Origin of the sequence: Rothia sp. CCM 9416, from assembly GCF_048513535.1 — a bacterium.
Lineage (GTDB): Bacteria > Actinomycetota > Actinomycetes > Actinomycetales > Micrococcaceae > Rothia.
Genome location: NZ_JBLXXR010000009.1, coordinates 1 through 22,516 on the forward strand (window position 1 = coordinate 1; position 22,516 = coordinate 22,516).

Annotated in this window: 20 protein-coding genes and 1 riboswitch; of the genes, 16 read left to right on the forward strand and 4 right to left on the reverse strand. The window is 57.3% G+C overall.

The window, feature by feature from the left end; translation table 11 throughout:
• Both ACN080_RS05110 and thiE read right to left on the reverse strand, forming a co-directional pair.
• Positions 1–757 (reverse strand): hypothetical protein (locus tag ACN080_RS05110; protein WP_419113213.1); only part of this gene is annotated, 757 nt, incomplete at its 3' end.
• Positions 758–804: 47 nt separating this feature from the next.
• On the reverse strand, positions 805–1,503 hold the full coding sequence (gene thiE, locus ACN080_RS05115) for a thiamine phosphate synthase (RefSeq protein ID WP_419113214.1): 699 nt from the start codon (positions 1,501–1,503) through the stop codon (positions 805–807).
• A gap of 58 nt (positions 1,504–1,561) precedes the next feature.
• Positions 1,562–1,676, forward strand: a riboswitch (TPP riboswitch).
• Between thiE and thiO the strand changes: the two genes are divergently transcribed.
• The 14 genes from thiO (at position 1,669) to ACN080_RS05185 (ending at position 16,587) form a co-directional block, all read left to right on the forward strand.
• Positions 1,669–2,913, forward strand: coding sequence for a glycine oxidase ThiO (thiO, locus tag ACN080_RS05120; protein WP_419113215.1), 1,245 nt, complete (start codon positions 1,669–1,671; stop codon positions 2,911–2,913). (Overlaps the previous riboswitch by 8 nt.)
• 51 nt (positions 2,914–2,964) lie before the next feature.
• Positions 2,965–3,186, forward strand: coding sequence for a sulfur carrier protein ThiS (thiS, locus tag ACN080_RS05125; RefSeq protein WP_419104547.1), 222 nt, complete (start codon positions 2,965–2,967; stop codon positions 3,184–3,186).
• Positions 3,187–3,190: 4 nt separating this feature from the next.
• Positions 3,191–4,006 carry a thiazole synthase gene (locus ACN080_RS05130; RefSeq protein ID WP_419113216.1) on the forward strand — a complete coding sequence of 272 codons (816 nt, stop codon included), beginning with the start codon at positions 3,191–3,193 and terminating at the stop codon, positions 4,004–4,006.
• A gap of 9 nt (positions 4,007–4,015) precedes the next feature.
• Entirely contained in the window at positions 4,016–5,197 is a 1,182-nt protein-coding gene (locus ACN080_RS05135) for a ThiF family adenylyltransferase (protein WP_419113217.1), read from the forward strand.
• Positions 5,198–5,257: 60 nt separating this feature from the next.
• Positions 5,258–6,559, forward strand: a complete 1,302-nt coding sequence (locus ACN080_RS05140) for a MurT ligase domain-containing protein (protein WP_419113248.1) — start codon at positions 5,258–5,260, stop codon at positions 6,557–6,559.
• On the forward strand, positions 6,556–7,326 hold the full coding sequence (locus ACN080_RS05145) for a type 1 glutamine amidotransferase (RefSeq protein WP_419113218.1): 771 nt from the start codon (positions 6,556–6,558) through the stop codon (positions 7,324–7,326). The genes ACN080_RS05140 and ACN080_RS05145 overlap by 4 nt, the downstream gene beginning before the upstream one ends.
• Before the next feature lie 135 nt (positions 7,327–7,461).
• Positions 7,462–8,220, forward strand: coding sequence for a YebC/PmpR family DNA-binding transcriptional regulator (locus tag ACN080_RS05150; RefSeq protein ID WP_419099628.1), 759 nt, complete (start codon positions 7,462–7,464; stop codon positions 8,218–8,220).
• Positions 8,221–8,229: 9 nt separating this feature from the next.
• Positions 8,230–8,931, forward strand: coding sequence for a crossover junction endodeoxyribonuclease RuvC (gene ruvC / locus ACN080_RS05155; protein WP_419110387.1), 702 nt, complete (start codon positions 8,230–8,232; stop codon positions 8,929–8,931).
• Positions 8,932–8,973: 42 nt separating this feature from the next.
• The gene (gene ruvA, locus ACN080_RS05160; protein WP_419099630.1) at positions 8,974–9,591 is read left to right on the forward strand and encodes a Holliday junction branch migration protein RuvA; all 618 of its coding nucleotides are present in this window, start codon (positions 8,974–8,976) and stop codon (positions 9,589–9,591) included.
• A gap of 45 nt (positions 9,592–9,636) precedes the next feature.
• Positions 9,637–10,674, forward strand: coding sequence for a Holliday junction branch migration DNA helicase RuvB (gene ruvB / locus ACN080_RS05165; protein WP_419099631.1), 1,038 nt, complete (start codon positions 9,637–9,639; stop codon positions 10,672–10,674).
• Between the two features lie 107 nt (positions 10,675–10,781).
• Positions 10,782–11,132, forward strand: coding sequence for a preprotein translocase subunit YajC (locus ACN080_RS05170; RefSeq protein ID WP_419099632.1), 351 nt, complete (start codon positions 10,782–10,784; stop codon positions 11,130–11,132).
• A gap of 89 nt (positions 11,133–11,221) precedes the next feature.
• Positions 11,222–12,943 (forward strand): protein translocase subunit SecD, encoded by a 1,722-nt coding sequence (gene secD, locus ACN080_RS05175; RefSeq protein WP_419113219.1) that lies wholly within the window; start codon positions 11,222–11,224, stop codon positions 12,941–12,943.
• Entirely contained in the window at positions 12,936–14,003 is a 1,068-nt protein-coding gene (gene secF / locus ACN080_RS05180; RefSeq protein ID WP_419113220.1) for a protein translocase subunit SecF, read from the forward strand. The genes secD and secF overlap by 8 nt, the downstream gene beginning before the upstream one ends.
• 196 nt (positions 14,004–14,199) lie before the next feature.
• Positions 14,200–16,587 (forward strand): RelA/SpoT family protein, encoded by a 2,388-nt coding sequence (locus tag ACN080_RS05185; protein WP_419113221.1) that lies wholly within the window; start codon positions 14,200–14,202, stop codon positions 16,585–16,587.
• A 25-nt stretch (positions 16,588–16,612) separates the two neighbouring features.
• Here ACN080_RS05185 and ACN080_RS05190 read toward each other — a convergent pair whose 3' ends face one another.
• Both ACN080_RS05190 and ACN080_RS05195 read right to left on the reverse strand, forming a co-directional pair.
• On the reverse strand, positions 16,613–17,419 hold the full coding sequence (locus tag ACN080_RS05190; RefSeq protein WP_419113222.1) for a type IV toxin-antitoxin system AbiEi family antitoxin: 807 nt from the start codon (positions 17,417–17,419) through the stop codon (positions 16,613–16,615).
• A 153-nt stretch (positions 17,420–17,572) separates the two neighbouring features.
• Positions 17,573–18,862, reverse strand: coding sequence for a DUF349 domain-containing protein (locus ACN080_RS05195; protein ID WP_419104538.1), 1,290 nt, complete (start codon positions 18,860–18,862; stop codon positions 17,573–17,575).
• Positions 18,863–19,201: 339 nt separating this feature from the next.
• Between ACN080_RS05195 and hisS the strand changes: the two genes are divergently transcribed.
• Together hisS and aspS are read left to right on the forward strand one after the other, a co-directional pair.
• The gene (hisS, locus tag ACN080_RS05200) at positions 19,202–20,560 is read left to right on the forward strand and encodes a histidine--tRNA ligase (RefSeq protein WP_419113223.1); all 1,359 of its coding nucleotides are present in this window, start codon (positions 19,202–19,204) and stop codon (positions 20,558–20,560) included.
• 145 nt (positions 20,561–20,705) lie between these two features.
• The gene (gene aspS, locus ACN080_RS05205; RefSeq protein ID WP_419113224.1) at positions 20,706–22,478 is read left to right on the forward strand and encodes an aspartate--tRNA ligase; all 1,773 of its coding nucleotides are present in this window, start codon (positions 20,706–20,708) and stop codon (positions 22,476–22,478) included.
• Positions 22,479–22,516: the final 38 nt, after the last annotated feature.

Sequence of the window (22,516 nt, forward strand, 5' to 3'; positions counted from 1 at the left end):
GCCCCATAGCCAGTGAAGGCACCCAAGGCTCAGCCAGTGGCTGGAACCCGCTGATAGTGTCAGCGGCATCTTCAAGTGCCCAGGTGGCGGCCTCGACTGCCATATAGTGGGCTGACTTAATCTCTGCGGGGGTCAGCGGGTTCACCCAGGAACGGTACTTGGTGGAGGCGTGTTTAAACTGGCTCAGGTTAGCGTCCCGGGACACGAAATCTTCTAGCTGGCGCACAATGATGCCGGTCTGCGCGCGGGCAATAATCGTGGCTGTAGCGACCGCTTGATCGTCCAGACGGCGCGGATTGGAGTGGAGCGAAGCGGTCCCGACCTTTGAGGTGGCATCGGGAAAGGTCGCAATATAGAGAAAATGCTCTAGGTTAACGTAATCTAACGCTGCCGGGGTCATCTGCGCCCCTAAATGCACCCGGTGAATGGGAGCAAACTCGTCGCGGGCCAGGCAAGTGGGGCACTGCTTACCTTTTGGCACCAGGGCGGAGCTGGGGCAGGGCAGGTGAGTAAAACCGGGTCCATCAGTCTTGGCTTGGGCATAACCGGTGCAGTAGGTTCCCGCAGATTCTTCCCCGGGCTGTAGAACCCGAACCCCTAGGAAGGCACCCGGGGTGATAGGTAGGGTATGAACCTGCCCCGCTGGCTTACCGGCTTGGAGAGGTTCAACTGTCAGAACCGGGGCGCGCTCCCGCCAGGTGATATCTCGCCACACAAAATCGTGCCCCATAAGAACATCATCGAGAAGACCGTACACCGAAAAGCCCCTTTTCCCTTGCCTGCTTGGTGAGTTACCAGGTTATCTTATGCCCCGAGTAGTGGAGGCAGGCCCTGGCGGAGCTGGTGAGCGGCCTTGGAAACATCGGAACTCTGGGTGAGGGCGCGAACCACGACGATCCGGCTGGCTCCTGCCTGTACTACCTGCGGCAGGCTTTCCTGGTTGATAGAGCCAATAGCAAACCAGGGTTTGCGCGGTTGCTGGGCGGCGATGTAGCTGATGTAGTCTAGGCCAGCGGCCGGACGGCCGGGCTTGGTGGGAGTTTCCCAGACCGGGCCGCAGGCGAAGTAGTCAACCTCGGGGTGACTCAAAGCTGCTAGACCCTGGGCCGGTGTGTGCGTTGATAGGCCCAAGAGCACATCGGGGCCTAGCAAACTACGGGCCTGATTGGGTGTCAGATCGGTCTGGCCCATATGGAAAATATCTGCCCCTACCAGTGCGGCAATATCGGCCCGGTCATTGACTGCAAAAAGTTTGCCCGCCCGGTGGGCAATCTCTTTTAGTAGTGCGAGTGCTTCAAGTTCTTCATTGACCGGCAGGGTCTTATCGCGCAGCTGGATAATATCCACGCCCCCGTCAAAAGCCTTGGTCAAAAATTCTGTGAGGTCCCCCTGCTCGGTGCGCGCATCAGTGCACAGGTAGAGCTGAGCCGCGGCCAGTAATTCAAGGCCTTGAGCGCGCGTATATGACGGCTCTGTGACGTTAACAAAATTCTTTTGGGGCATTTTTACCTCCCGAGTCACGTATCTATTTTTTTCAGACACTGTTACTTCCTATACTAGGGGCAGAACATACGGGAGCGCGCGGCACCTGTGCCCAAAGCGCGCTGAGAGGGCGAAAGCCGACCGTCAACTTGATGCGGGTCATGCCGCCGGAAGGATCTGTTCACCATGTCCAGTACCCTGCTCAACTGCCAGAAGGAACCAAGGATAGGTTCTTCGGGGCAAGACCCTGAAGCGACACCACCCAAGCAGGCCGACATCGTCCTTATCGGTGGGGGAGTCATCGGGCTCAGTACAGCCTGGCATTTGCTCCAGGCCGGACGGCAACCCATTGTGTTAGACCCGCACCCGGGTAGCGGTGCCTCCTTTGCCGCCGCCGGAATGCTGGCCTCTATCTCAGAAGTGCAGTACCGCCAAGAGGCCCTGCTCCCGCTGATGCGTACCTCCGCCCAGCTCTACCCCGAATTTGTCGCAAGGTTAGAGGCCACTAGCGGCCAGAGCGTCGGGTGGAGGCCCACCGAAACCCTTGTGCTGGCCTTTGACCGGGCCGATGCCCAGCACCTGACTGAACTTGCCACCTACCAGCAAGAACTGGGGCTCACACCAGAGCCCATCGGAGCCCGAGCTGCTCGCCGCCGCGAACCCGTCCTCAGCCCCTCGCTAGCCGGAGCCGTTGCCATAGCCCAAGACCACCAGATAGACCCACGCCGCCTGATGCGCGCCCTTGACCAAGAGCTTGCGGGAAGGGTTATTCGTGCAAGTGCGCAGGGCATCACCCTAGAAGACGGCACGGTTACCGGTGTGAGCTGGGTTGATGCCGATGGGAACCAAGGGAGCATGGCCAGCACCCAAGTGGTAGTTGCCAACGGGCTTGCCGCAACCCAACTGCACGGCCCGGACTCGCTAGAAAGTCTGCCGCTGAGGCCCGTCCACGGCGATATTCTGCGCCTAACGGTCCCGCCCCACCAACGGCCCTTCCTCACCCGGACCATCCGAGGGGTTGTCCGGGGCAACCCCGTCTACCTGGTTCCGCGCAAGGACAACACCCTGGTCCTAGGAGCCACCATGCGAGAAGACCAGCAAACCGGACTGAGCGCAGGCGGAATCTACCAGCTCCTGCGCGACGCCCACGAACTCGTGCCCGCCCTGAGCGAACTCGAAATACACGAGGCCACAGCGCGCGCCCGACCGGGAACCCCCGATGACATCCCCCTCATCGGCCAGCTCACCCACCGGGGCCAGCCAATCACCGGCGCTCTGCTAGCCACCGGCTTCTTCCGCCACGGAATCCTCCTGGCCCCCTGGGCCGCCCAACTCATCACCCGCCAGCTCACCGGCCAGACCACAGAACAAGACCTGGCAGACCTAGCTACCTGCAACCCCTACAGGTTCGCTCAACCCGATACCCTCTAACCCTGACACTCTGCTAAACCCGCCCCTGCCCTCAAACCGAAAGGCACACCCATGAACATCCTGCTCAACGGCCAACCCACCACCCTCCCCGAAACAGCAACCGTGCTCACCGCCGTCGAACACCTCCACGGCAGCTCACTAGCCCAAGAAGACACCCGCCGAGGAATCGCCATAGCCCGCAACCAAACCGTCATACCCCGAAGCACCTGGCAAGACACACCGCTAGCCGAGGGCGACACACTCGAAGTCATCACCGCAGTCCAAGGAGGCTAGTACCATGACCGGCATCAAGGACCAGCTCATCATCGACGGAGTAAGACTCAACTCCCGGCTCATCATGGGAACAGGCGGAATCACCTCCCTGACCAACCTAGAAGAAGCCCTCACCGCATCGGGCACCGAACTCACCACCGTAGCCCTACGCCGCTACACACCCACCACCAGCGAATCACTCTTCTCCATCATCCAACGCAAGGGCATCAAAATCCTGCCCAACACAGCCGGCTGCTACACCGCCAGAGACGCCACCCTCACCGCAGAACTCGGCAGAGAAGCACTCGAAACCCACTGGGTCAAACTCGAAGTCATAGCCGACGAAACCACCCTGCTCCCTGACACCCTCGAACTACTCGAGGCCACCGAACAGCTCGCCTCACGCGGCTTCACCGTCTTCGCCTACACCAACGATGACCCCATCGTGGCACGCCAACTCGAACGCGCCGGCGCAAGCGCCATCATGCCCCTAGGCGCACCCATCGGCACCGGCCTAGGAATCCTCAACCCCCACAACATCCAAATGATCGCAGAGCAGACCGAGCTACCCGTCATCCTCGATGCCGGAATCGGCACAGCCTCAGAAGCCGCGCTCGCCATGGAACTCGGATGCAGCGCCGTCCTGCTGGCCTCAGCAGTCACCCGCGCCCAAGACCCAGTCGCCATGGCACAGGCCATGCGCCACGCCGTCCAAGCCGGCTACCTGGCCCGGCAGGCCGGCCGCATCCCCAAACGACACCACGCCCAAGCCTCATCACCCATGCAAGGGCGCATCTTACAGGGCACCCCCACCGCCCAGGACCTCACCCACCAGAGCTAAAGGCAGAGCATGAGTCAAGAACTACCACCCCTAGCACCGCTGGTTGAACCCCTCCCGCACCTGAGCGAACTCCAAGCCCGCATCGGTGCACGGCACACCAGCCTGCCCGGCATCGGAGAAACCGGCCAAGGCCGCCTCGCCGCCGCCCGCGTCCTGATCATCGGAGCAGGAGGGCTCGGCTCACCACTGGCCCTCTACCTCGCCGCCGCAGGAATAGGCCACCTGGACATCATCGACGGAGACACCATCGAAGAATCCAACCTCCAACGCCAAATCATCCACCGCTGGCAAAACGCCGGAAAAAACAAAGCCATATCCGCCGTCGAACAAGTCCAAGCCCTCAACCCCTCCATCAAGGCCACAGCCCACCCCTTCTACCTCACACCCCACAACATCGAAAACCTGCTCGCCTCCTACGACCTCATCATCGACGGCTCAGACAACTTCGCCACCCGCTACCTGGTAGCTGACACCTGCGAAATACTCGGCAAACCCCTCATCTGGGGCACCCTCTCCCAATACACAGCCCAAGCCACCGTCTTCTGGTCCGCACCCCGCTACCTCAACAGCCACCCAAGACAAGGCTGGAGCCTGCGCGACCTCTACCCCGACATGCCCCACCCCCAATCCGTCCCCACCTGCGCCGTAGGCGGAGTACTCGGATCCCTCTGCGGAACAGTCGGCTCCATCATGGCCACCGAAGCCATCAAACTCATCACCGGCCTACCCCAACCACTACTGGGCACACTCTGGCTCTTCGACGCACGAACAGCAACCACCAGAACCCTGACCATCACCCCCGACCCCAACCGCCAACCCACCCGAAACCTCAAGACGGCGCTCGCAGAGATTCAGCGCTATTCGAGTGAGCAGGATAGCCAGCAGGTACCCTCCATCAGCTACGAGGACCTGCGGCTGAACCGGGAGCGTTACCAGCTACTTGATGTTCGCAGTCCGGACGAACGCCGGGGCGGCCACTACGAACACGATCAGCATCTGCCTCTTGACCAGCTTCTAGCAGAGCTGAGCAAGGGCAGAACACTGGGCGAACTTATGGAGAACCCCTCAGAGTTGCCGCTTGTGGTTTACTGTGCCGCCGGTAGCCGGTCAGCTCGTGCGGTCCAAGCTATTCTCGCTAGCACCCCGAACCAAAAGATCTACTCACTGACCGGGGGCTGGAAACCTTTCTAAAACCAGCAGGAAAGGCGGTGGGCGTGGGCTTGGCTGGCTAGCGTGGAGCAAACCAGTAAGATAGAGAGCATGTCACGACCTGTAGTACGCCTTGTTGGCCAAGGCATTCGTTATGCAACTAAGTTACGCGGGGGCGGTTCAGCTTTCCCCGGCCTGGTCATGGAAAAGCTCCACCCAAATTTTGTGGCCCAAGAACTCGCTAAACTTCCGCACGGCGTCGTTGTTGTCTCGGGCACCAACGGCAAAACCACCACCACCAAGATGGTGGTCCAACTGCTGGAGTCTCAGGGTCTAAAAGTTTTCACCAACCGGACCGGGTCTAACTTTGTGCGCGGTGTTGCTGCGGCCCTGCTAGGTGAGATGAGCCTGACCGGCAAGCTTGATGCCGACATCGCTGTTCTTGAACTTGATGAGGCTCACGCCGTTCACTTTGTGCGCATGGTCAAGCCCCGCTACTCGCTCTTGCTGAATGTTCTGCGCGACCAGCTTGACCGCTTTGGTGAAATCGATACCACCTGCCGCATGCTGGCCAGCGTTGCGGGCGCTACCACCGGCACTGTAGTTCTCAACCGCGAAGACCCGCGCATCCTCTCCCTAGCAGAGAACCTGCTTGAAGGCACCAAGACCAGCTACTTCGGTCTTTCCGATAAGCTCCGTGTGCTCTTCCCCTCAGATGATCAGATGCGTCTTGGCCCGGACGGTAAGGCTCAGGTGGTTAGCCGGCCTCAAAGGCCCGCAGCCGCGGTCACTCTCAAAGACTTTAAGGGTACCCAGGCAACCTTTGACCTTGACGGTCAGGAAGTGCAGGGCACCATCAACCTCTACGGTGTCTACAACATCTTTAACGCTGCCGCCGCTATAGCGCTGACCCGCGCAGTGATGGGGGAGAAGCTCAAGACCGATCAGCTACTGGCTGAGCTTGAACATATCACCCCTGCCTTTGGTCGCGGTGAAACCCTGACCGTTAAGGGCCAAACCCTCCAGCTTCTACTGGTCAAGAACCCCAGCGGCTTCCGCCTATCACTGGCCTCGGCCGACGCCCGGGACTACTCAACCATGATCACCATTAACGATGCCTACGCCGATGGGCGCGATGTGTCCTGGCTCTGGGACGTCGACTTCCACTCATTGATAAATGGTGGGGTCAGCATGGTTTCAGGCGTGCGAGCCTACGATATGGCCCTGCGCCTTGAACATGATGAGGTTCCTGTAGAAGCTGTTAACGAAGACCTGGAGCAGGCACTGGCTACCTTCATTACTCGGTCCCAGGGCCGCCCCATGCGCATCTTCTGCACTTACACCGCCATGCTTGCGATCCGAAAAGAACTAGCCAAGATTACCGATGTGGAGGCCATTTCATGAGCCAGCTCCAGAACCAGCCCGGCCACGAAGCCTCTGCTGATCTAGCAAGTGAAAAACACCTGAAGATTGTTCAGCTCTACCCGCGTGACATGAACATCTACGGTGACTGGGGTAATACTCTGTCTCTGTCTCGGCGTGCCAAGGCCCACGGTTTCTCCGTTGAAGTTGTGGACTACAATCCCGGTGACCCGTTCCCTAAGGACGGCGACATCTTCCTAGGTGGCGGCGGGCAGGACTCAGGCCAGTCCCGTATCCAGGACGATTTGCTGGCCCGCGCTGAGACTCTGCGCCAGCTCGCGGCTGATGGCACCCCCATGCTGGTCATTTGTGGGCTCTATCAGCTTTTCGGTCAAGACTTTAAAACTGTCAGCGGTCAGAGGCTACAGGGTATCGGTGTCTTCGATGCTCACACCGTGGGCAGTGAGGAACGCCTGATCGGAAATATTGTCGAGGAATCAGCTGAGTTCGGAATCCTTGTTGGCTTTGAGAATCACTCGGGTCTGACCTACCTGAACGGTGATACCAAACCACTGGCTACCGTTACCAAGGGAGACGGCAACAACAAGTCCGATACAGGGGAGGGCGCTCGTGTCCACAACGTAGTGGGAACCTATCTGCACGGCTCCCTCCTGCCTAAGAACCCCGCTATCTCGGATTTCTTAATCAAGCAGGCCGCGCTCAAAAAATACGGTGAATTCGTACCGGTAGACATTGACGACAGCCTGATTGAGCAGGCTCGAGCCTCCGCGATTGCTCGCCCTCGTTAAGGGCTCGGGGGCTAAACCGGGACCCGAAGACAGGGCCCATGCTGAGGGTTCTGCGAAGCAGAGCCGAAATCGCTAGAATAGAACGCGTCAAAAGGTGCCCGCATAGCCGGGAACTTCAAAAGCACAAGGAGAATCATGTCAGGTCATTCCAAATGGGCCACAACCAAGCACAAGAAAGCCGCTATTGACGCCAAGCGCGCCAAGGCCTTTGCCAAGTACATCAAGGCAATTGAAGTTGCTGCGCGCATGGGTGGCCCCGATCCGGCCGGTAACCCCGCCCTTGATCTGGCTGTTTCAAAGGCTAAGAAGAACTCTGTTCCCAACGATAACGTCGAGCGCGCAATCAAGCGCGGTGCCGGCCTGACCGGTGAAGCCATTGACTACACCGAAATCATGTACGAGGCTCGCGGCCCCCAGGGCACCGCTCTCTACATTGAGTGTCTGACCGATAACCGCAACCGCGCCGCGGCAGAAGTTCGTACAGCTGTTACCCGCAACGGAGGCACCATGGCAGACTCCGGCTCTGTAGCCTTCCTCTTTGAGCGCAAGGGCGTTGTTGAGGTCGCCAAGACTGACGGCCTGACCGAGGACGACGTGCTGATGGCTGTTCTCGATGCCGGTGCTGAGGAAGTTATCGACGAGGGCGACGTTTTCACCGTTGTCTCCGAGGCAACTGACCTGCCTGCTATCCGTAAGGCTCTGGTTGATGCTGAGCTGGAATACAACAATGATGACCCCGTCTTCCGCCCCACCATGAATGTGGATCTGGACGCCGAGGGCGCCAAGAAGTTCCTTAAGCTGGCCGATGCCGTTGAAGAACTTGATGACGTTCAGAACGTCTACTCCAACGCCGATATCAACGAGGCTGTTATGGCCGAGCTGGAAGCTGAGTAAAACCTAGCAATGGTCAAGGGTGTACCAACCGGCAGGCTTGTACCTGCCAGCACCTCAACCCGGCGCCCGGAAACCGCTGTGCAGCGGGTTCCGGGCGCTGCCCGTATTTTAGGTGTGGATCCGGGCTTGACCCGGTGCGGTTTTGGCCTGATTGATATGACGGCCAACCGGCAGGCTCACTTTGTCAAGGTGGGGGTGTCCGGAACGGCCGCGGCCGAAAGTCTTGACCAGCGCATTCTTAAGATTTTTCGGGCAGCGGAAGAATGGCTCGATACCTACCAGCCCGACGCTCTGGCCATTGAACGTGTGTTTGCGCAGGAGCAAGTGAATACCGTTATCGGTACCGCTCATGCCTCTGGTGTGGTGATAGTGGCGGCTGCGGCGCGCGGGGTACCGGTGCATTTCCATACGCCCTCCGAGGTTAAGGCCGCTGTGACAGGTTCAGGCCGGGCCGACAAGGCCTCTGTGGGCAGAATGGTCACAAGAATTTTGGGCCTTGACACCATGCCCAAACCTGCCGATGCCGCCGATGCTCTAGCCCTCGCGATTTGTCACGGCTGGCGTGGGGGTAGCATTGGTTCGGGCATTAATATGGCCGCCAAAACCCAAACCCACCAGGGATCCCAGCCTGCTGCATCCCGGCTTTCTGGGCAGCTAACGCCTGCCCAAAAGGCATGGTTAGAAGCTGAGTCGCGTGCTCGGCGCTCATAAACCCACCTTGTTTTAGTACATATATTCGAATAGACTGTTTCTATGATTAGCTCTCTCACCGGTACGGTAACCCACCTGGGCCTCGATACTGCCGTTATTGATGTCAATGGCTTTGGCATGCTTGTGCACTTAACCGCCCGAACTGCCTCCCATCTACGGCTGGGGGAGCAGGCTACCGTGCTTACCACCATGATTGTGCGCGAAGATTCTATGACTCTCTACGGTTTTGCTGAGGCCGCTGAGCGTGAGGTCTTTGACATGATGCTCTCGGTTTCGGGTATTGGCCCCCGTATTGCCTTGGCCGTGTTGGGTGTACACACTCCTGCCGAGGTTGAACGGGCTGTTGCTACCGGTGACGATAAGGCCTTTACCAGGGTGCCCGGTATCGGCCCCAAGGGGGCGCGACGTGTTGTGCTAGAGCTGGCAGGTAAGCTAATCCTCGCCGATGGTGCCAGCGATCAGCTACCCATCAACCAGGGCGTTAGCTGGAAACCCCAGGTACAAGATGCCCTGACCAGCCTGGGCTGGAATGAAAAGGATGCCGCAGCTGCTATCGAGTCCTTTATCGAACATAACCCTAAGGCCGAGACTATGGGCCTTGCCCAAGCCCTCCGCTCCGTGCTTGCTTCCCTGGGCAACCAGAGCACAACCGGCCGCTAGAATTTCTTGTTGCCTTCCCCTCGAATTTAAGAAGCCAGAAAAAGCATGAGTCAATTTCCCAACGCAGACGGGCCTGCCCCCGGAGGCCGCCTGGTCTCTATGGACGAAGAGCCAGAAGAGAAGATGATTGAGGCCGCCCTGCGCCCCAAATCACTTGATGATTTTGTGGGTCAGCACCGGGTGCGTCAACAGCTTTCGCTCGTTCTGGAAGCCTCAAAATTGCGTGGCCGCTCAGCAGACCATGTCTTGCTCTCTGGCCCACCCGGATTGGGTAAGACAACACTGGCTATGATTATTGCAGCCGAGATGGATGCCCCGCTCAGAATTACCAGCGGCCCGGCTATACAACATTCGGGTGATCTGGCTGCTATTCTTTCGTCCCTGACTCCCGGTGAAGTTCTCTTCTTGGATGAAATTCACCGTATGAGTAGGCCCGCTGAGGAAATGCTCTATATGGCTATGGAAGATTTTAGGGTCGATATTGTGGTGGGCAAGGGCGCTGGCGCTACCTCTATCCCGCTTGAGTTGCCGCCCTTTACCCTGGTGGGGGCTACCACGCGCGCTGGTCTGCTACCCGGTCCGCTCCGTGACCGTTTTGGGTTCACCGGTCACCTTGAGTTCTACTCTGTTGCTGAGCTGGAAAGCGTTATCCGACGGTCAGCAGGGCTCATGGAGCTCAATATTTCTTCCGAGGGCTTTGCCGAAATTGCTGGCCGTTCACGCGGTACACCCCGTATCGCTAACCGTCTCTTGCGTCGAGTGCGGGACTGGGCTCTGGTTCACGGCATCCAGCGCATAGACGCTGCCGCAGCAGCTACCGCCCTCAATATGTATGAGGTCGATGAGCGTGGCCTTGACCGGCTCGATCGGGCTGTTCTGACAGCGCTGATAACCAAATTCGGTGGTGGCCCGGTGGGGCTTTCCACCCTGGCAATTGCAGTAGGTGAAGAAACCGAAACCGTGGAAACCGTTGCTGAACCCTATCTTGTGCGAGAAGGCCTCATAGGTCGGACCCCCAGGGGGCGTGTGGCACTACCGCTTGCTTGGGAACACCTGGGCCTGGAGCCTCCTGAACTTCCCTAGTGACGAAAATAGGGAATGCTGGCCCTGTCGTTGGGTCCTAGCTCAGCTTTCTGGCATAGAATAGGAATTTAGTTTCTTGACCCTATCCCAAAGATAAGAGGACACCAGTGGAAAGCGGTTCACCCCTGTTTATGTTCCTGCTCCTTGGCCTGATGATGATTATTCTTATCGTGCTTCCGGCCCGCCGAGCTAAAAAGGCTCAGCAACAGCTTAAAGAGCGGCAGGAAACCATGGTTCCCGGCACTAAGGTAATGACCAATTTCGGTCTTTTTGGCACCCTTGATTCCCTGGATCGTGAGCAAAACGTTGCTTACCTGGAAATCGCTCCCGGCACCGTCGTTAAAGTTCACCTGATGACTGTAACGACCATTGAGGAGAGCAACAAGCCCACCGAGGAATCAGCAGCGCAAACCAAACCCACACTTGAGGGTCAGGTTGCCGATGACCCGGCCAACTAACTAATCACACTTCAAAGGTGCGCCATCTGTCCACGGTGGTGCGCCTTTTCACCTTCCAGTCACCATTTTGTAGAAAAGAAGAGGCATTCATGGCTAAGACAGCCACCGTAGCCAAGGCTAGGGGAGCACTTGCTTCCATGGCGCTTGTCTTGCTTATCGTTGCCGGTGGTATTTTCAGCACCACATCATCGGGCGGTAGCTGGTTACCTAAACTTGCACTTGATCTGTCCGGCGGCACCCAGCTTATTTTGGCACCCCAGGTTAATGACGCTGAGGGCGGTACCATTACGGCGGAACAGCTTGATCAGGCCGTTGAGATTATCCGCCAGCGTGTGGATGGTTCAGGTGTTGCTGAAGCCGAGATTACCACCCAGTCAGGGCAGAATGTTGTGGTATCCGTTCCCGGAACCCTGAGCTCGGAGACACGCAACCTGATACAGACATCAGCCCAGATGAGCTTCCGTGCGGTCATCAGCGCAGGACCAGCTGAAGCTGTTGCCGCTGATAAGGCTCTTGCAGAAGATGCCCTGCCCAAGCCCACTGCTGAACCTGCTGATGGCTCGGATACTAATTGGGTAACTTCTGAACTTTGGCGGCAGTATGAGGCTCTGGACTGCGCCCTCCCGGCTCATGTTGATACTTCCGCTCAGGATCCCCGGGCGGCTATTGTTGCCTGTTCTACCGATGGGACAGAGAAATATATTCTGGGTCCCATCGAAATTAACGGTACCGATATTGAGACCGCTAGCTATTCGCCGGTCACAAACTCCACCGGAATCTCGACCGGTCAATGGGGGGTAAACATTGTCTTTGACCCCGCTGCTACCGAAACTTTTAAGAACGTCACCACCCGTCTGAATGCTATTCGTGGTGCCAACCCTTCTGATGCACGGGCACGGTTCGCAATTATGCTTGACGGGCAGGTTCTGTCCTCACCTGTAACCCAGGCCGTGATCTCTGATGGTAAGCCGCAGATTACCGGTAACTTCACTGAGGAAACTGCAAAGAACCTTGCTGAACAGCTTAAATATGGGGCGCTGCCCATCAGCTTCACCATTCAGTCGGAGCAGCAGATTTCGGCTACCCTGGGTGCTGAACAACTCAAGATGGGTCTGATCGCCGGCCTGATCGGCCTGCTCTTGGTTTTTGTCTATTCGCTTTTCCAGTACCGTCTGGTTGGCCTAGTCAATATCACCTCAATCTTGGTGGCGGGTTTACTGTCCTACGGTGTTATCGTTCTGCTGGGTTACGTGATGAATTACCGCCTCTCCTTGGCAGGTGTAGCCGGTCTGATCGTATCTATTGGCCTGATGGCTGACTCTTTCATCGTTTACTTTGAGCGTATCCGCGATGAGATTCGGACGGGTCGAACGATCCCAGCGGCCATTGATCATGGCTGGCACAGGGCGAAACGGACGATTATGGCTTCTAAGGCGGTCAACCTCCTTGCCGCTGTGGTTCTCTACTTCGCGTCAGTGGGTAACGTACGAGGCTTTGCCTTTACCCTCGGTCTTACCGCCGTTTCGGACCTGATCATCACTTTCCTCTTTATCCACCCGGTGATGGTTCTGCTGGGGCGTAAGGACTACTTTGCTAGGGGCGGGCGTTTCTCGGGCATGGACCCTGTGGCTCTGGGCTCAACTCCGCTTTACCGTGGTGCCGGACGCGTCCGTACCGTCCAGGAAAACCAAGAACGTCTCAGCCTAGCTGAGCGCAAGCGACTCGAACGCTTGGCCGCTGAAAAGCAGGAACAGGAAAACACTTCGGAAGAAGCAGAGTCACCCAAGAACGAGGAGGCCAATCGTGGCTAATGTACTGGCTCAGTTTGGCAATGATCTTCACTCAGGTCGCCGGTCGTTCGGCTTCGTAGCTCTGCGTAAGCGCTTACTGACCATAGCTCTTTTGATGACTGTAGCGGCCGCTCTCGTCCCGTTTATCCGTGGCGGTTTTAACCTGGGTATCGAGTTCCGGGGCGGTTCTGAATTTACTGTCTCCCAAACCCAGAACACCGATATTGCTGTAGGTGAGCAGGCTATCGCCCAGGCCGCCCCCGAAGCTAGTGATGTGCGCGTTACCAACATTGCCGATGGCACTATTCGCGCTCAGATGGGTGAGCTCACCGACGACGAAACTTTAGCAGTTGGCCAGGCTCTGCAAAAAGCCTACGGTGTAGGTAGTGACAAGGTGACCTCATCGTTTGTGGGCCCCACCTGGGGTGAGGGCGTTACCAGGCAGGCCCTTGTGGGTCTGGCATGGTTCATTGGACTGGTCATGGTAGGTATGGCTCTCTATTTCCGTACTTGGAAGATGTCCCTATCGGCTATTGCGGGTTTGCTCTTCACCATCATTACCTCTGTTGGCCTCTACGCTTTGATTGGGTTCGAGATCACTCCGAGTGCAATCATTGGCTTCTTGACCGTTTTGAGCTACTCGCTGTATGACACGGTAGTGGTTTTCGACAAGATTCGTGAGAATACCGCTAACCTTGATCAAGGCCAGGACACAACCTTTGGCGAGCAGCTCAACCTTGCTGTCAACCAAACTCTGGTTCGTTCTATCAATACCTCCATCGTGGGTATCCTGCCGGTGGGCTCGATTCTCTTTATCGGTGCGCTCCTTCTAGGCGCTGGTACCCTGAAGGATTTGTCCTTGGCGCTCTTTATCGGCATTATCGTCGGTACCGCCGGAACGCTCTTTGTGGCAGCCCCAGCCTACGCCGCTCTGCGGTTGCGCGAGAAGTCAGTCAAGGAGCACGATGCCTTGGTTGCCAAGGTAGGCGCTGGTGAGATTACGCAGGAAGAGGAGAATGCCCAGGCTGCAGAAGAAGTGGACCCTGTACTGATCTCTGTTCAGCACATTAATCTCAAGTAGCTCAGGGGGCAGAGCAGTAAACTTGGCTAGGGGTCGGGTAGATGTATTTCTGCCCGACCCCACTGTCTTAACAGATAAAATAGTTTGACCGACTACCTACCTGCGGAACATGAGCGTCCTTGACCACATTAGGCCCAGCTTTTCAACTAAAATAGACCCACACACGCAGAATAAAGTTTTAAGGGGAGTGTTCCATATGAGCCGGTCTGAAGAAGGTAGCCAAAAGGTACCCGCAGGGCACGCTAAGAAACCTGTTCGCGGCTCCCATCGTGTGATGTCTGCCTCGGGTCGCGTTCCCACCCGTCTTGTCTTTGGGAGCGATAGAGTTCACGGCCCCGAGAATGCCCCGCGTTTCTCGCCGGTGCTTGCACCTGTAATTCGTACCGTTAAGAAAAATCACCCGGAGGAGGACCTTGAGGTACTCCAACGGGCTTTTCAGGTCGCTAACCATTACCATCGCGGGCAGAAACGTAAGAGCGGCGATCCCTATATCACTCACCCCGTTGCCGTCACCACCATTCTGGCTGAGATCGGTGCAACCGGGCCGGTACTCGTAGCAGGCTTGCTACACGATACTGTTGAGGACACCGAATATACGCACCAACAACTGACAGAGGACTTTGGCGAAGAGGTAGCCTACCTGGTTGACGGTGTCACGAAACTCGATAAGGTTTCCTACGGTGAGAACGCCCCGATTGAAACAATCCGCAAATTGGTGCTTTCCATGAGCAAGGATATTCGCGTCCTGCTCATCAAGCTGGCAGACCGGCTGCACAACGCCAGAACCTGGCGCTTTGTCTCTAGCGCATCAGCCGCCAAAAAAGCTGAAGAGACATTGCAAATCTACGCTCCCTTGGCCCATCGGCTCGGCCTGAACACCATCAAATGGGAGCTCGAAGACCTGTCTTTTGCGGCCATGAGCCCGGATATTTACAGCGAAATTGTTCGTATGGTGGGGGAGCGAACCCCCAAGCTCGAAAAATATCTGGTCCAAGCCCGTATCACTATCGAAGACCGGCTCAAGCAGGTTGGCATTGAGGCTACCGTCACAGGCCGGCCCAAGCACTACTACTCCATTCATCAGAAGATGAAGACCAAGGGCAAGAGCTTCGACGAGATTAACGATATCTTGGCCGTTCGCGTGATGGTTGAGTCTGTGGACGAGTGCTACACGGCGCTGGGGCACGTTATGTCGCTGTGGACAGCTGTGCCGGGCCGTTTCAAGGATTACATTAAGCAGCCCAAGCACAACCACTACCAGTCTCTGCATATGACGGTAAACGGTCCTGGTGATCTGCCTCTTGAAATCCAGATCCGTACCTTTAAGATGCACGAGGAGGCCGAGTACGGTGTAGCGGCCCACTGGCGTTATAAGGCCGCATCACGCGGTGAGATGATTGACGCACAGTCCTACCCCAAGGAAGCCGGGAGCAACACCGCGGCTTTCAGCATCGGTATTCTTCAAAGCATCTCCGAGATCTCTAGCTCCAACCCGGAATCTGCACAGTTCTATGAACAGCTAGCCGAGACTCTGGAAACTGACGAGATTGTTGTTCTGACTCCGAAGGGCAAGCCAATTAGCTTACCCTCAGGTTCCACCCCCGTTGATTTTGCCTATGCCATCCACACTGAGGTGGGCGACCGTACCATTGGCGCTAAGGTCAACGGTAAGCTGGTACCCTTGCACACCCAGCTTGAGACGGCATCATCGGTGGAAATTATGACCACCAAGGACGAGAATCACCAGCCCAGTGAAGACTGGCTCAAGTTCGTCCGTACCAGCAAGGCCCGCACCAAAATCCGCCAGCACTACGCTAAGGGCCGCCGTCTGGAGGCGGTGAACCGGGGCCGGGAGCGCCTTATCCGCGCCATGCGTCAGCATGAGCTACCGCTGACGAAGATGATGACCCCGGAGCTGATGCTGCAGGTAGCCCAGGACCTACACAAGCATGACCTTGCAACCCTCTACCACTCAGTGGGCGAGGGAGAAGTCGAAACCCAGGCTGTTATTACCTCGCTGGTTGGCCTCTACTACGGTGAAGAGGAAACCCACCAGGCGGTTGAGCCGGGCAGTTTTGATACTTCACTGGTCACTGAACGTAGATCGGTTGGTGACGACAATGGTGTAGTGGTACCGGGTGCTGAGGGCATTTTGACCAAAATTGCCCGCTGTTGCACACCGGTTCCGCCCGATGAAATCATCGGTATCGTGACCCGACTCCACGGTATTTCTGTTCACCGGGTAGACTGCCCGAATGTCCTGAGCCAGCAGGATGATCCCCGACAAACGGCGGTTGAGTGGGCGGCTAATGGTAACTCGGTGTACCGCGTATCTATTCAGGTTGAGGGCATTGACCGTAAGGCTCTACTGTCTGACACTATCCGAGTTATCTCCGAGGCCGGGTGCAACATTGTAGACGCCAAGGTTCACACCAGTGACGACCGCTTTGTGGTTAACCGCTACACGGTGGAACTGGCTGATCGTTTTATGCTTGAGCATCTGCTTAACCAGATTCGTAATGTTCACGGCATTTTCAGGGCCTATCGTCTTACCGGCTCCCGCCCCGTTCAAGAGGGAAACTAGGGTTCCTGCACGGGGGCTACCTGCTCTAGGTTTGCCAGCTGGACTTGCCTGCTACTCGGGGGTAAGAGCGATTAGGCTCATCCTGCCTGCTTGTACCTCCCTTGAGGCACTGCTGGGCCAGGTGTTGGGCTCTTAGATAGCTACTGCGGCGCAGGTTTGGCTTGTCGGCCAAGGCCTTAAGGAAAAGCTGAGGGCTTACGGTGTTCTGCGGGTCCCGAAGAATAGCCATTACCGCGTCCAGGTGCTCCACTTGGTCGTGGTAGCTCACCAGGTCTACCGCTGTGCGCAGTGGGCTAGTAACACGGATAGGCCCGATCGTTATGCAGTCATAGGGGATGACGGTGGTCTGGTGGGCAGCAAAACGGGCTCGGTAGGCCCGGGGCAGATTGCACCGGTTATCTCTGCTGTAGTCAATGTCTATGCGCCCTGACGGAAACTGGGGTGTGTAGCCCAGCACCCAGGCCGCACTTAACCGTGAAAAACGGATTCGGTACAGGTAGTCTGCTGGTGCCACGGCGGCCAGGCTTTCAGCCCGGAACGCCCGAGTGACCGGTTGGTCAGGGCTAACCCAGATATCATGATGCAGGTTGATGAGGCCTTGTTCTTGCCGATATTTCTGCCATTCCGGTGTACTTAGCCTGAGACTTTCGGCAGTGATCAGGTAGCCGCTCTCGTCCACCGAGATCTTTGTGCTGGGTAGGCCAGGGCTAGAGCCCCGTGTGGGTAAAAACTCAGCACTGTGCGCTAAACAGTCAATCGCCGATTGGGGGCGGTTCTTACCCGGAGCCACTGGGAGGGGCAGTTCATCAAGAATGTTGAGCCGATGTGTCATGGCACAGTTTTATCAGCTGGGAGCTGGCCCCAACAGGGGTCTACATAATTCTGTGGATAAAACAGGCAAAATCCACAGAAAAGTCCCCGTCTACAGGTGGGTAGACGGGGACCTCACGTCACATGATGCAAGGTAAAACAACCTATGCGCTTTTTAGGCACCGAACTCAGCAGATGAAGCCCTCAGAGTTTCTAGCCACTGCTTGCGAGCATCCAAAGCGGCCTGCGCCTTTTTAATATTCTGGGTGTTACCGGTTGCTTCAGCCTTGGCCAGGTCGGCTTCAAGGCCGGCAATGGTATCTTCGAGCTGGGTCAGCATGGAGTTGGCACGGGCCTGCTTCTCGGGGTCAGTCTTCTGCCACTTAGCGTTCTCAGCACGGTGAATTTCGTCCTGGATCTTACGCAGTTCCTGCTCAACACGGCGAACCGAGTTGCGGGGGACACGGCCAATCTGCTCCCAGCGGTCAAGAATTCCTTGGAGGGCTTTCTTGGCAGAAGGCAGGTCGGTGACAGGAAGAATGGTGCCTGCCTCTTCCAGCAATGCTTCCTTGGCCTGCAGGTTAGCTTCAAACTCCTTATCAAGCTCAGCGTTAACCGCTGTGCGTGCATCGAAGAAGATATCCTGAGCCGCACGGAAACGGGCCCAGAGAGCATCATCTTCCTTGCGGGTACCGCGGGGAGCTGCCTTCCACTGGTCCATGAGGTCACGGTACTTAGCAGCAGTAGCGGCCCAGTCGGTGGAGGTTGAAAGTGCCTCAGCTTGAGCGATGAGAGCTTCCTTAACCCGCTTGGCCTTGGCATTGACCTCATCGAGCTGGGAGAAGTGGGCGCGGCGGCGACGGTCAAAGGTGGTGCGGGCGGCGCGGAAACGCTTCCACAGCTCATCTTCAACGCTTTTTGCCAGGTGGTGTTCACGCTGGGTCTGCTTCCAGGCATCGAACAACTCGTTCATACGGGCGTGGGAGTTCTTCCAGTGAATCTTGGAATCGTCCTGGTCAGCGATAGCTTCGGCTTCTGACACGATAGCTTCACGGGCAGCTAGAGCGGCTTCGCGGGCTTCAGCGGCTTCTACTTTTTCGGCTTCTTCGCGCTCATTAATTCTGCCAACGAGAAGGACAAGGCGTTCCTGCAGGGCGGCGTAGTCACCTACCATGTTGCGGGCAGCAACCTGCTGGCCCAGGTGGGCAGCAGCCTTCTGCAAATCAGCGGCCTTAGCTTTGCGCTCAACGCGGTCTTCAAGCAGAGCAACCTGTGCTTCAAAGTTTTCAAATTTGCGAGCAAAGTAGGCGAGTGCCTCGTCGGCTGAAGCGCCGGGTACCTGGCCAACAGCAAATTCTTCGCCATCTACGATGACGAAAACGTGACCGTCTTCATCTACGCGGCCAAACTGGCGGGCCTTTTCAAGGTCAACAGGGAGGTTAGTGTCGTCGGATTGTGTAGTCACCGCTATAACTCTTTTCGCGTCAATAGTGTGGGCTCAGCGCCCGTCAGGTAATGAAAAGCGCACCAAAGCCGGGGCGAATCGATAGGGCCGGTTGTCGCGCAGGTAAACCTGCCAAAGACAATAATCTATCGGGCACAGCTGGTGCATAGACAAGCATAGCGTGTTTAAGCGGGTTTGTGGTGATGCCTGACCCCTGACCTTGCTTCTGATCACCATTAGGCACGAGCTAGCGGTGATCCACTCTGTGATTAGCTGTCCGGCGGTAGCGGCAGTTAGTATGGAATGGATTGTGCTTTTATGAGCACCTAAAGAACTAATGTACCGATATGAGGGGAGCGCATGGCTCGCAAACAATCACTTTCTGGATTCCCGGAGCACCTACCCGAGGAACGTCTAGTAGAGAACTATGTTCTCGATACCCTACGCGAGACTTTTGAGCTTCACGGTTTTTCGTCGATTGAGACCCGCTCTGTAGAGACTATCGAACAGCTCCTGCGCAAGGGAGATATCGATAAGGAGGTCTATGCCGTTTCACGTCTCTTAGACGATGAGGACCAGACCCGCTCCGGCACAAAAGAAAAGCTTGCCCTACACTTCGACCTGACCGTTCCCTTTGCTCGCTACGTGGTGGAGAACGCTGGTTACCTGAACTTCCCCTTTATGCGCTACCAGATTCAGAAAGTCTGGCGTGGTGAGCGCCCCCAGGAGGGCCGCGCGCGTGAGTTCACTCAAGCCGACGTCGACGTTGTGGGCGATGGTGCTCTACCTTTCCGCTATGACGTTGAGCTGGCTCTCGTCATTGTTGATGCGCTTTCTAAGCTCCCTATCCCAGAGTTCAAACTACGGGTCAACAACCGTAAGCTCTCCGAGGGGTTCTACCGTGGAATCGGCCTGACCGATACCGCTGGTGTTCTGCGCAATATCGACAAGCTCGAAAAGATTGGTGCCGAGGCTGTTGCCCAGCTCCTGAAAGACGAGTTGGGAGCTAGCCATGAGCAGGCCCAGGCCGCCCTCGCTCTGGCCTCTATCCGCGCCGCAGATACCGGCTTTGTGGAGCAGGTCCGTGCTCTGGGTGTAACCGATCCTCTCATGGAGGAAGGCCTTGCTGAGCTCACAGAGGTCATTGGCGAAGCGGCAAAGCGTGCCCCCGGTCGTGTTGTCGCTGACCTCTCTATTGCGCGCGGTTTGGACTACTACACCGGTACCGTCTACGAAACCGTGCTGGTAGGCCACGAACAGCTCGGATCCATCTGCTCCGGCGGGCGCTACGAGTCCTTAGCTTCAAACGGTAAGAAGACCTACCCCGGTGTGGGCCTGTCAATCGGTGTAACCCGCCTGGTTGCCCGCATTCTTTCACAGGGGTTCGCTGCCCCTAGCCGCAAGGTACCTTCGGCTGTGCTTATTTCCCTGACCAACGATCAGATGTGGTCAGATGCCCAGGACCTTGCAGATGCTCTCCGCGGACGCGGAATTGCCTGCGAGGTTTCAGCTACCGCCGCCAAATTCGGTAAGCAGATCAAATACGCTCAAAAGCGGGGAATCCCCTTTGTTTGGTTCACCTCACAGGGTGAGAACGGCCAGCTCAAGCACGAGGTCAAAGACATCCGCTCCGGTGAGCAGGTAACCGCTGATCCCGCTCTGTGGACTCCCTCCCAAGAGGATCTGCGGGTGCGCATTCTGCCCTCAGGCCAAGAGTAAAACCCGGGTCTGCTGTCTCTGCCACCGGCTCCCCTTAACCAGGGGAGCACCCCTAAGTCACATCAAGCTACCGGTGCCCACCGCACCAAAAAACGGTAAAATCGGTTTCAAACCGGCCTTACCGTGCCCCATCGAAAGGAAATCAGTGCTACGCACTCACACCCTTGGCGAACTGACCGCTAAGAACATCGGAGAAACCGTTACCCTCACAGGTTGGGTGGCCCGCCGCCGCGACCACGGCGGGGTAGCTTTCGTTGACCTGCGCGACCGCGAGGGCCTTACCCAGGTGGTCTTCCACAACGAAGCTGACTTTGAACACCTGCGCAACGAATACGTCCTGCAGGTTATGGGAGAGGTTACCCGCCGCCCCGAGGGCAACGAGAACCCCAACCTGACCAGCGGTGAAATCGAGGTCATGGTCAAGGAAACCAAGGTTCTGAACACCTCAGCGCCTTTGCCTTTCCAGATTGATGAGCATGTTGAGGTCGGTGAAGAAGCCCGCCTCAAGTACCGCTACCTTGACCTGCGCCGCCCAGAGCCTGCCCGCCTGATGCGGCTGCGCTCTGAGGCTAACCGTGCCGCTCGCGAAGTTTTGCAGGAGCAGAAGTTCACCGAGGTCGAGACCCCCACCCTGACCCGTTCAACCCCCGAAGGTGCCCGCGATTTCCTGGTTCCTGCTCGCCTTGCACCCGGCTCCTGGTATGCCCTGCCCCAGTCACCCCAGCTCTTCAAACAGCTCCTACAGGTCGGTGGTATCGAGAAGTACTACCAGCTTGCTCGTTGCTACCGCGACGAAGACTTCCGTGCTGACCGCCAGCCCGAGTTCACTCAGCTGGATATCGAGGCCTCCTTCGTTGACCAGGAAGACATCATCGACCTGGGTGAGCGCATCGTAGAAGCTGTCTGGAACCTAATTGACGTTAAGGTGCCCCGCCCCATCGAGCGCATCACCTACAAAGACGCTATGGAGAAGTACGGTTCAGATAAGCCCGACCTGCGTTTTGGCCTTGAACTGACCGAACTGACCGACTACTTCAAGGACACCACTTTCCGCGTCTTCAAGGCACCCTATGTTGGTGCTGTTGTCATGCCTGGTGGCGCCTCCCAGGCACGCCGCACCCTCGATGCCTGGCAGGAATGGGCTAAGCAGCGCGGCGCCAAGGGCCTGGCCTACGTCCTGATTCAGGAAGACGGCGAACTGACCGGCCCCGTTGCCAAGAACATCACCGAGGCTGAGCGTGCAGGCCTGGCCGAAGCTACCGGTGCCAAGCCCGGTGACTGTATCTTCTTTGCTGCTGGTGAAGCCAAGGCTTCCCGCGCCCTACTGGGTGCCGCCCGTGTAGAAATCGGCCACCGTACCGGCCTGATTAAGGACGGCGACTGGTCTTTCGTCTGGGTTGTTGACGCACCCCTGTTTGAGTCAGCAGCGGATGCAACCGCTTCCGGTGACGTTGCCCTGGGCAACTCAGCATGGACCGCTGTGCACCACGCTTTTACCTCCCCTAAGCCTGAGTTCATCGATACCTTCGACGAGAACCCCGGTGATGCTCTGGCCTACGCCTACGACATCGTCTGCAACGGCAACGAAATTGGTGGCGGTTCAATCCGCATCCACCAGCGTGACGTGCAGGAACGTGTCTTCAAGGTCATGGGTATCTCCGAAGAAGAGGCCCAGGAGAAGTTTGGCTTCCTACTCGAGGCTTTCAGCTTTGGGGCACCCCCTATGGGCGGTATCGCTTTTGGCTGGGACCGTGTTCTCCAGTTGGTTGGTGGCACCGACTCAATCCGCGACGTTATCGCCTTCCCCAAGACCGGTGGCGGCTACGACCCCCTGACTGCGGCTCCCGCTCCCATCACTGCCCAGCAGCGCAAGGAAGCCGGCGTTGACTTCAAGCCCAAGAAAGACGACGAGAAGTAGTCTTAGCCAAAAACTCACGAACGGCCCTTGTACCTGGA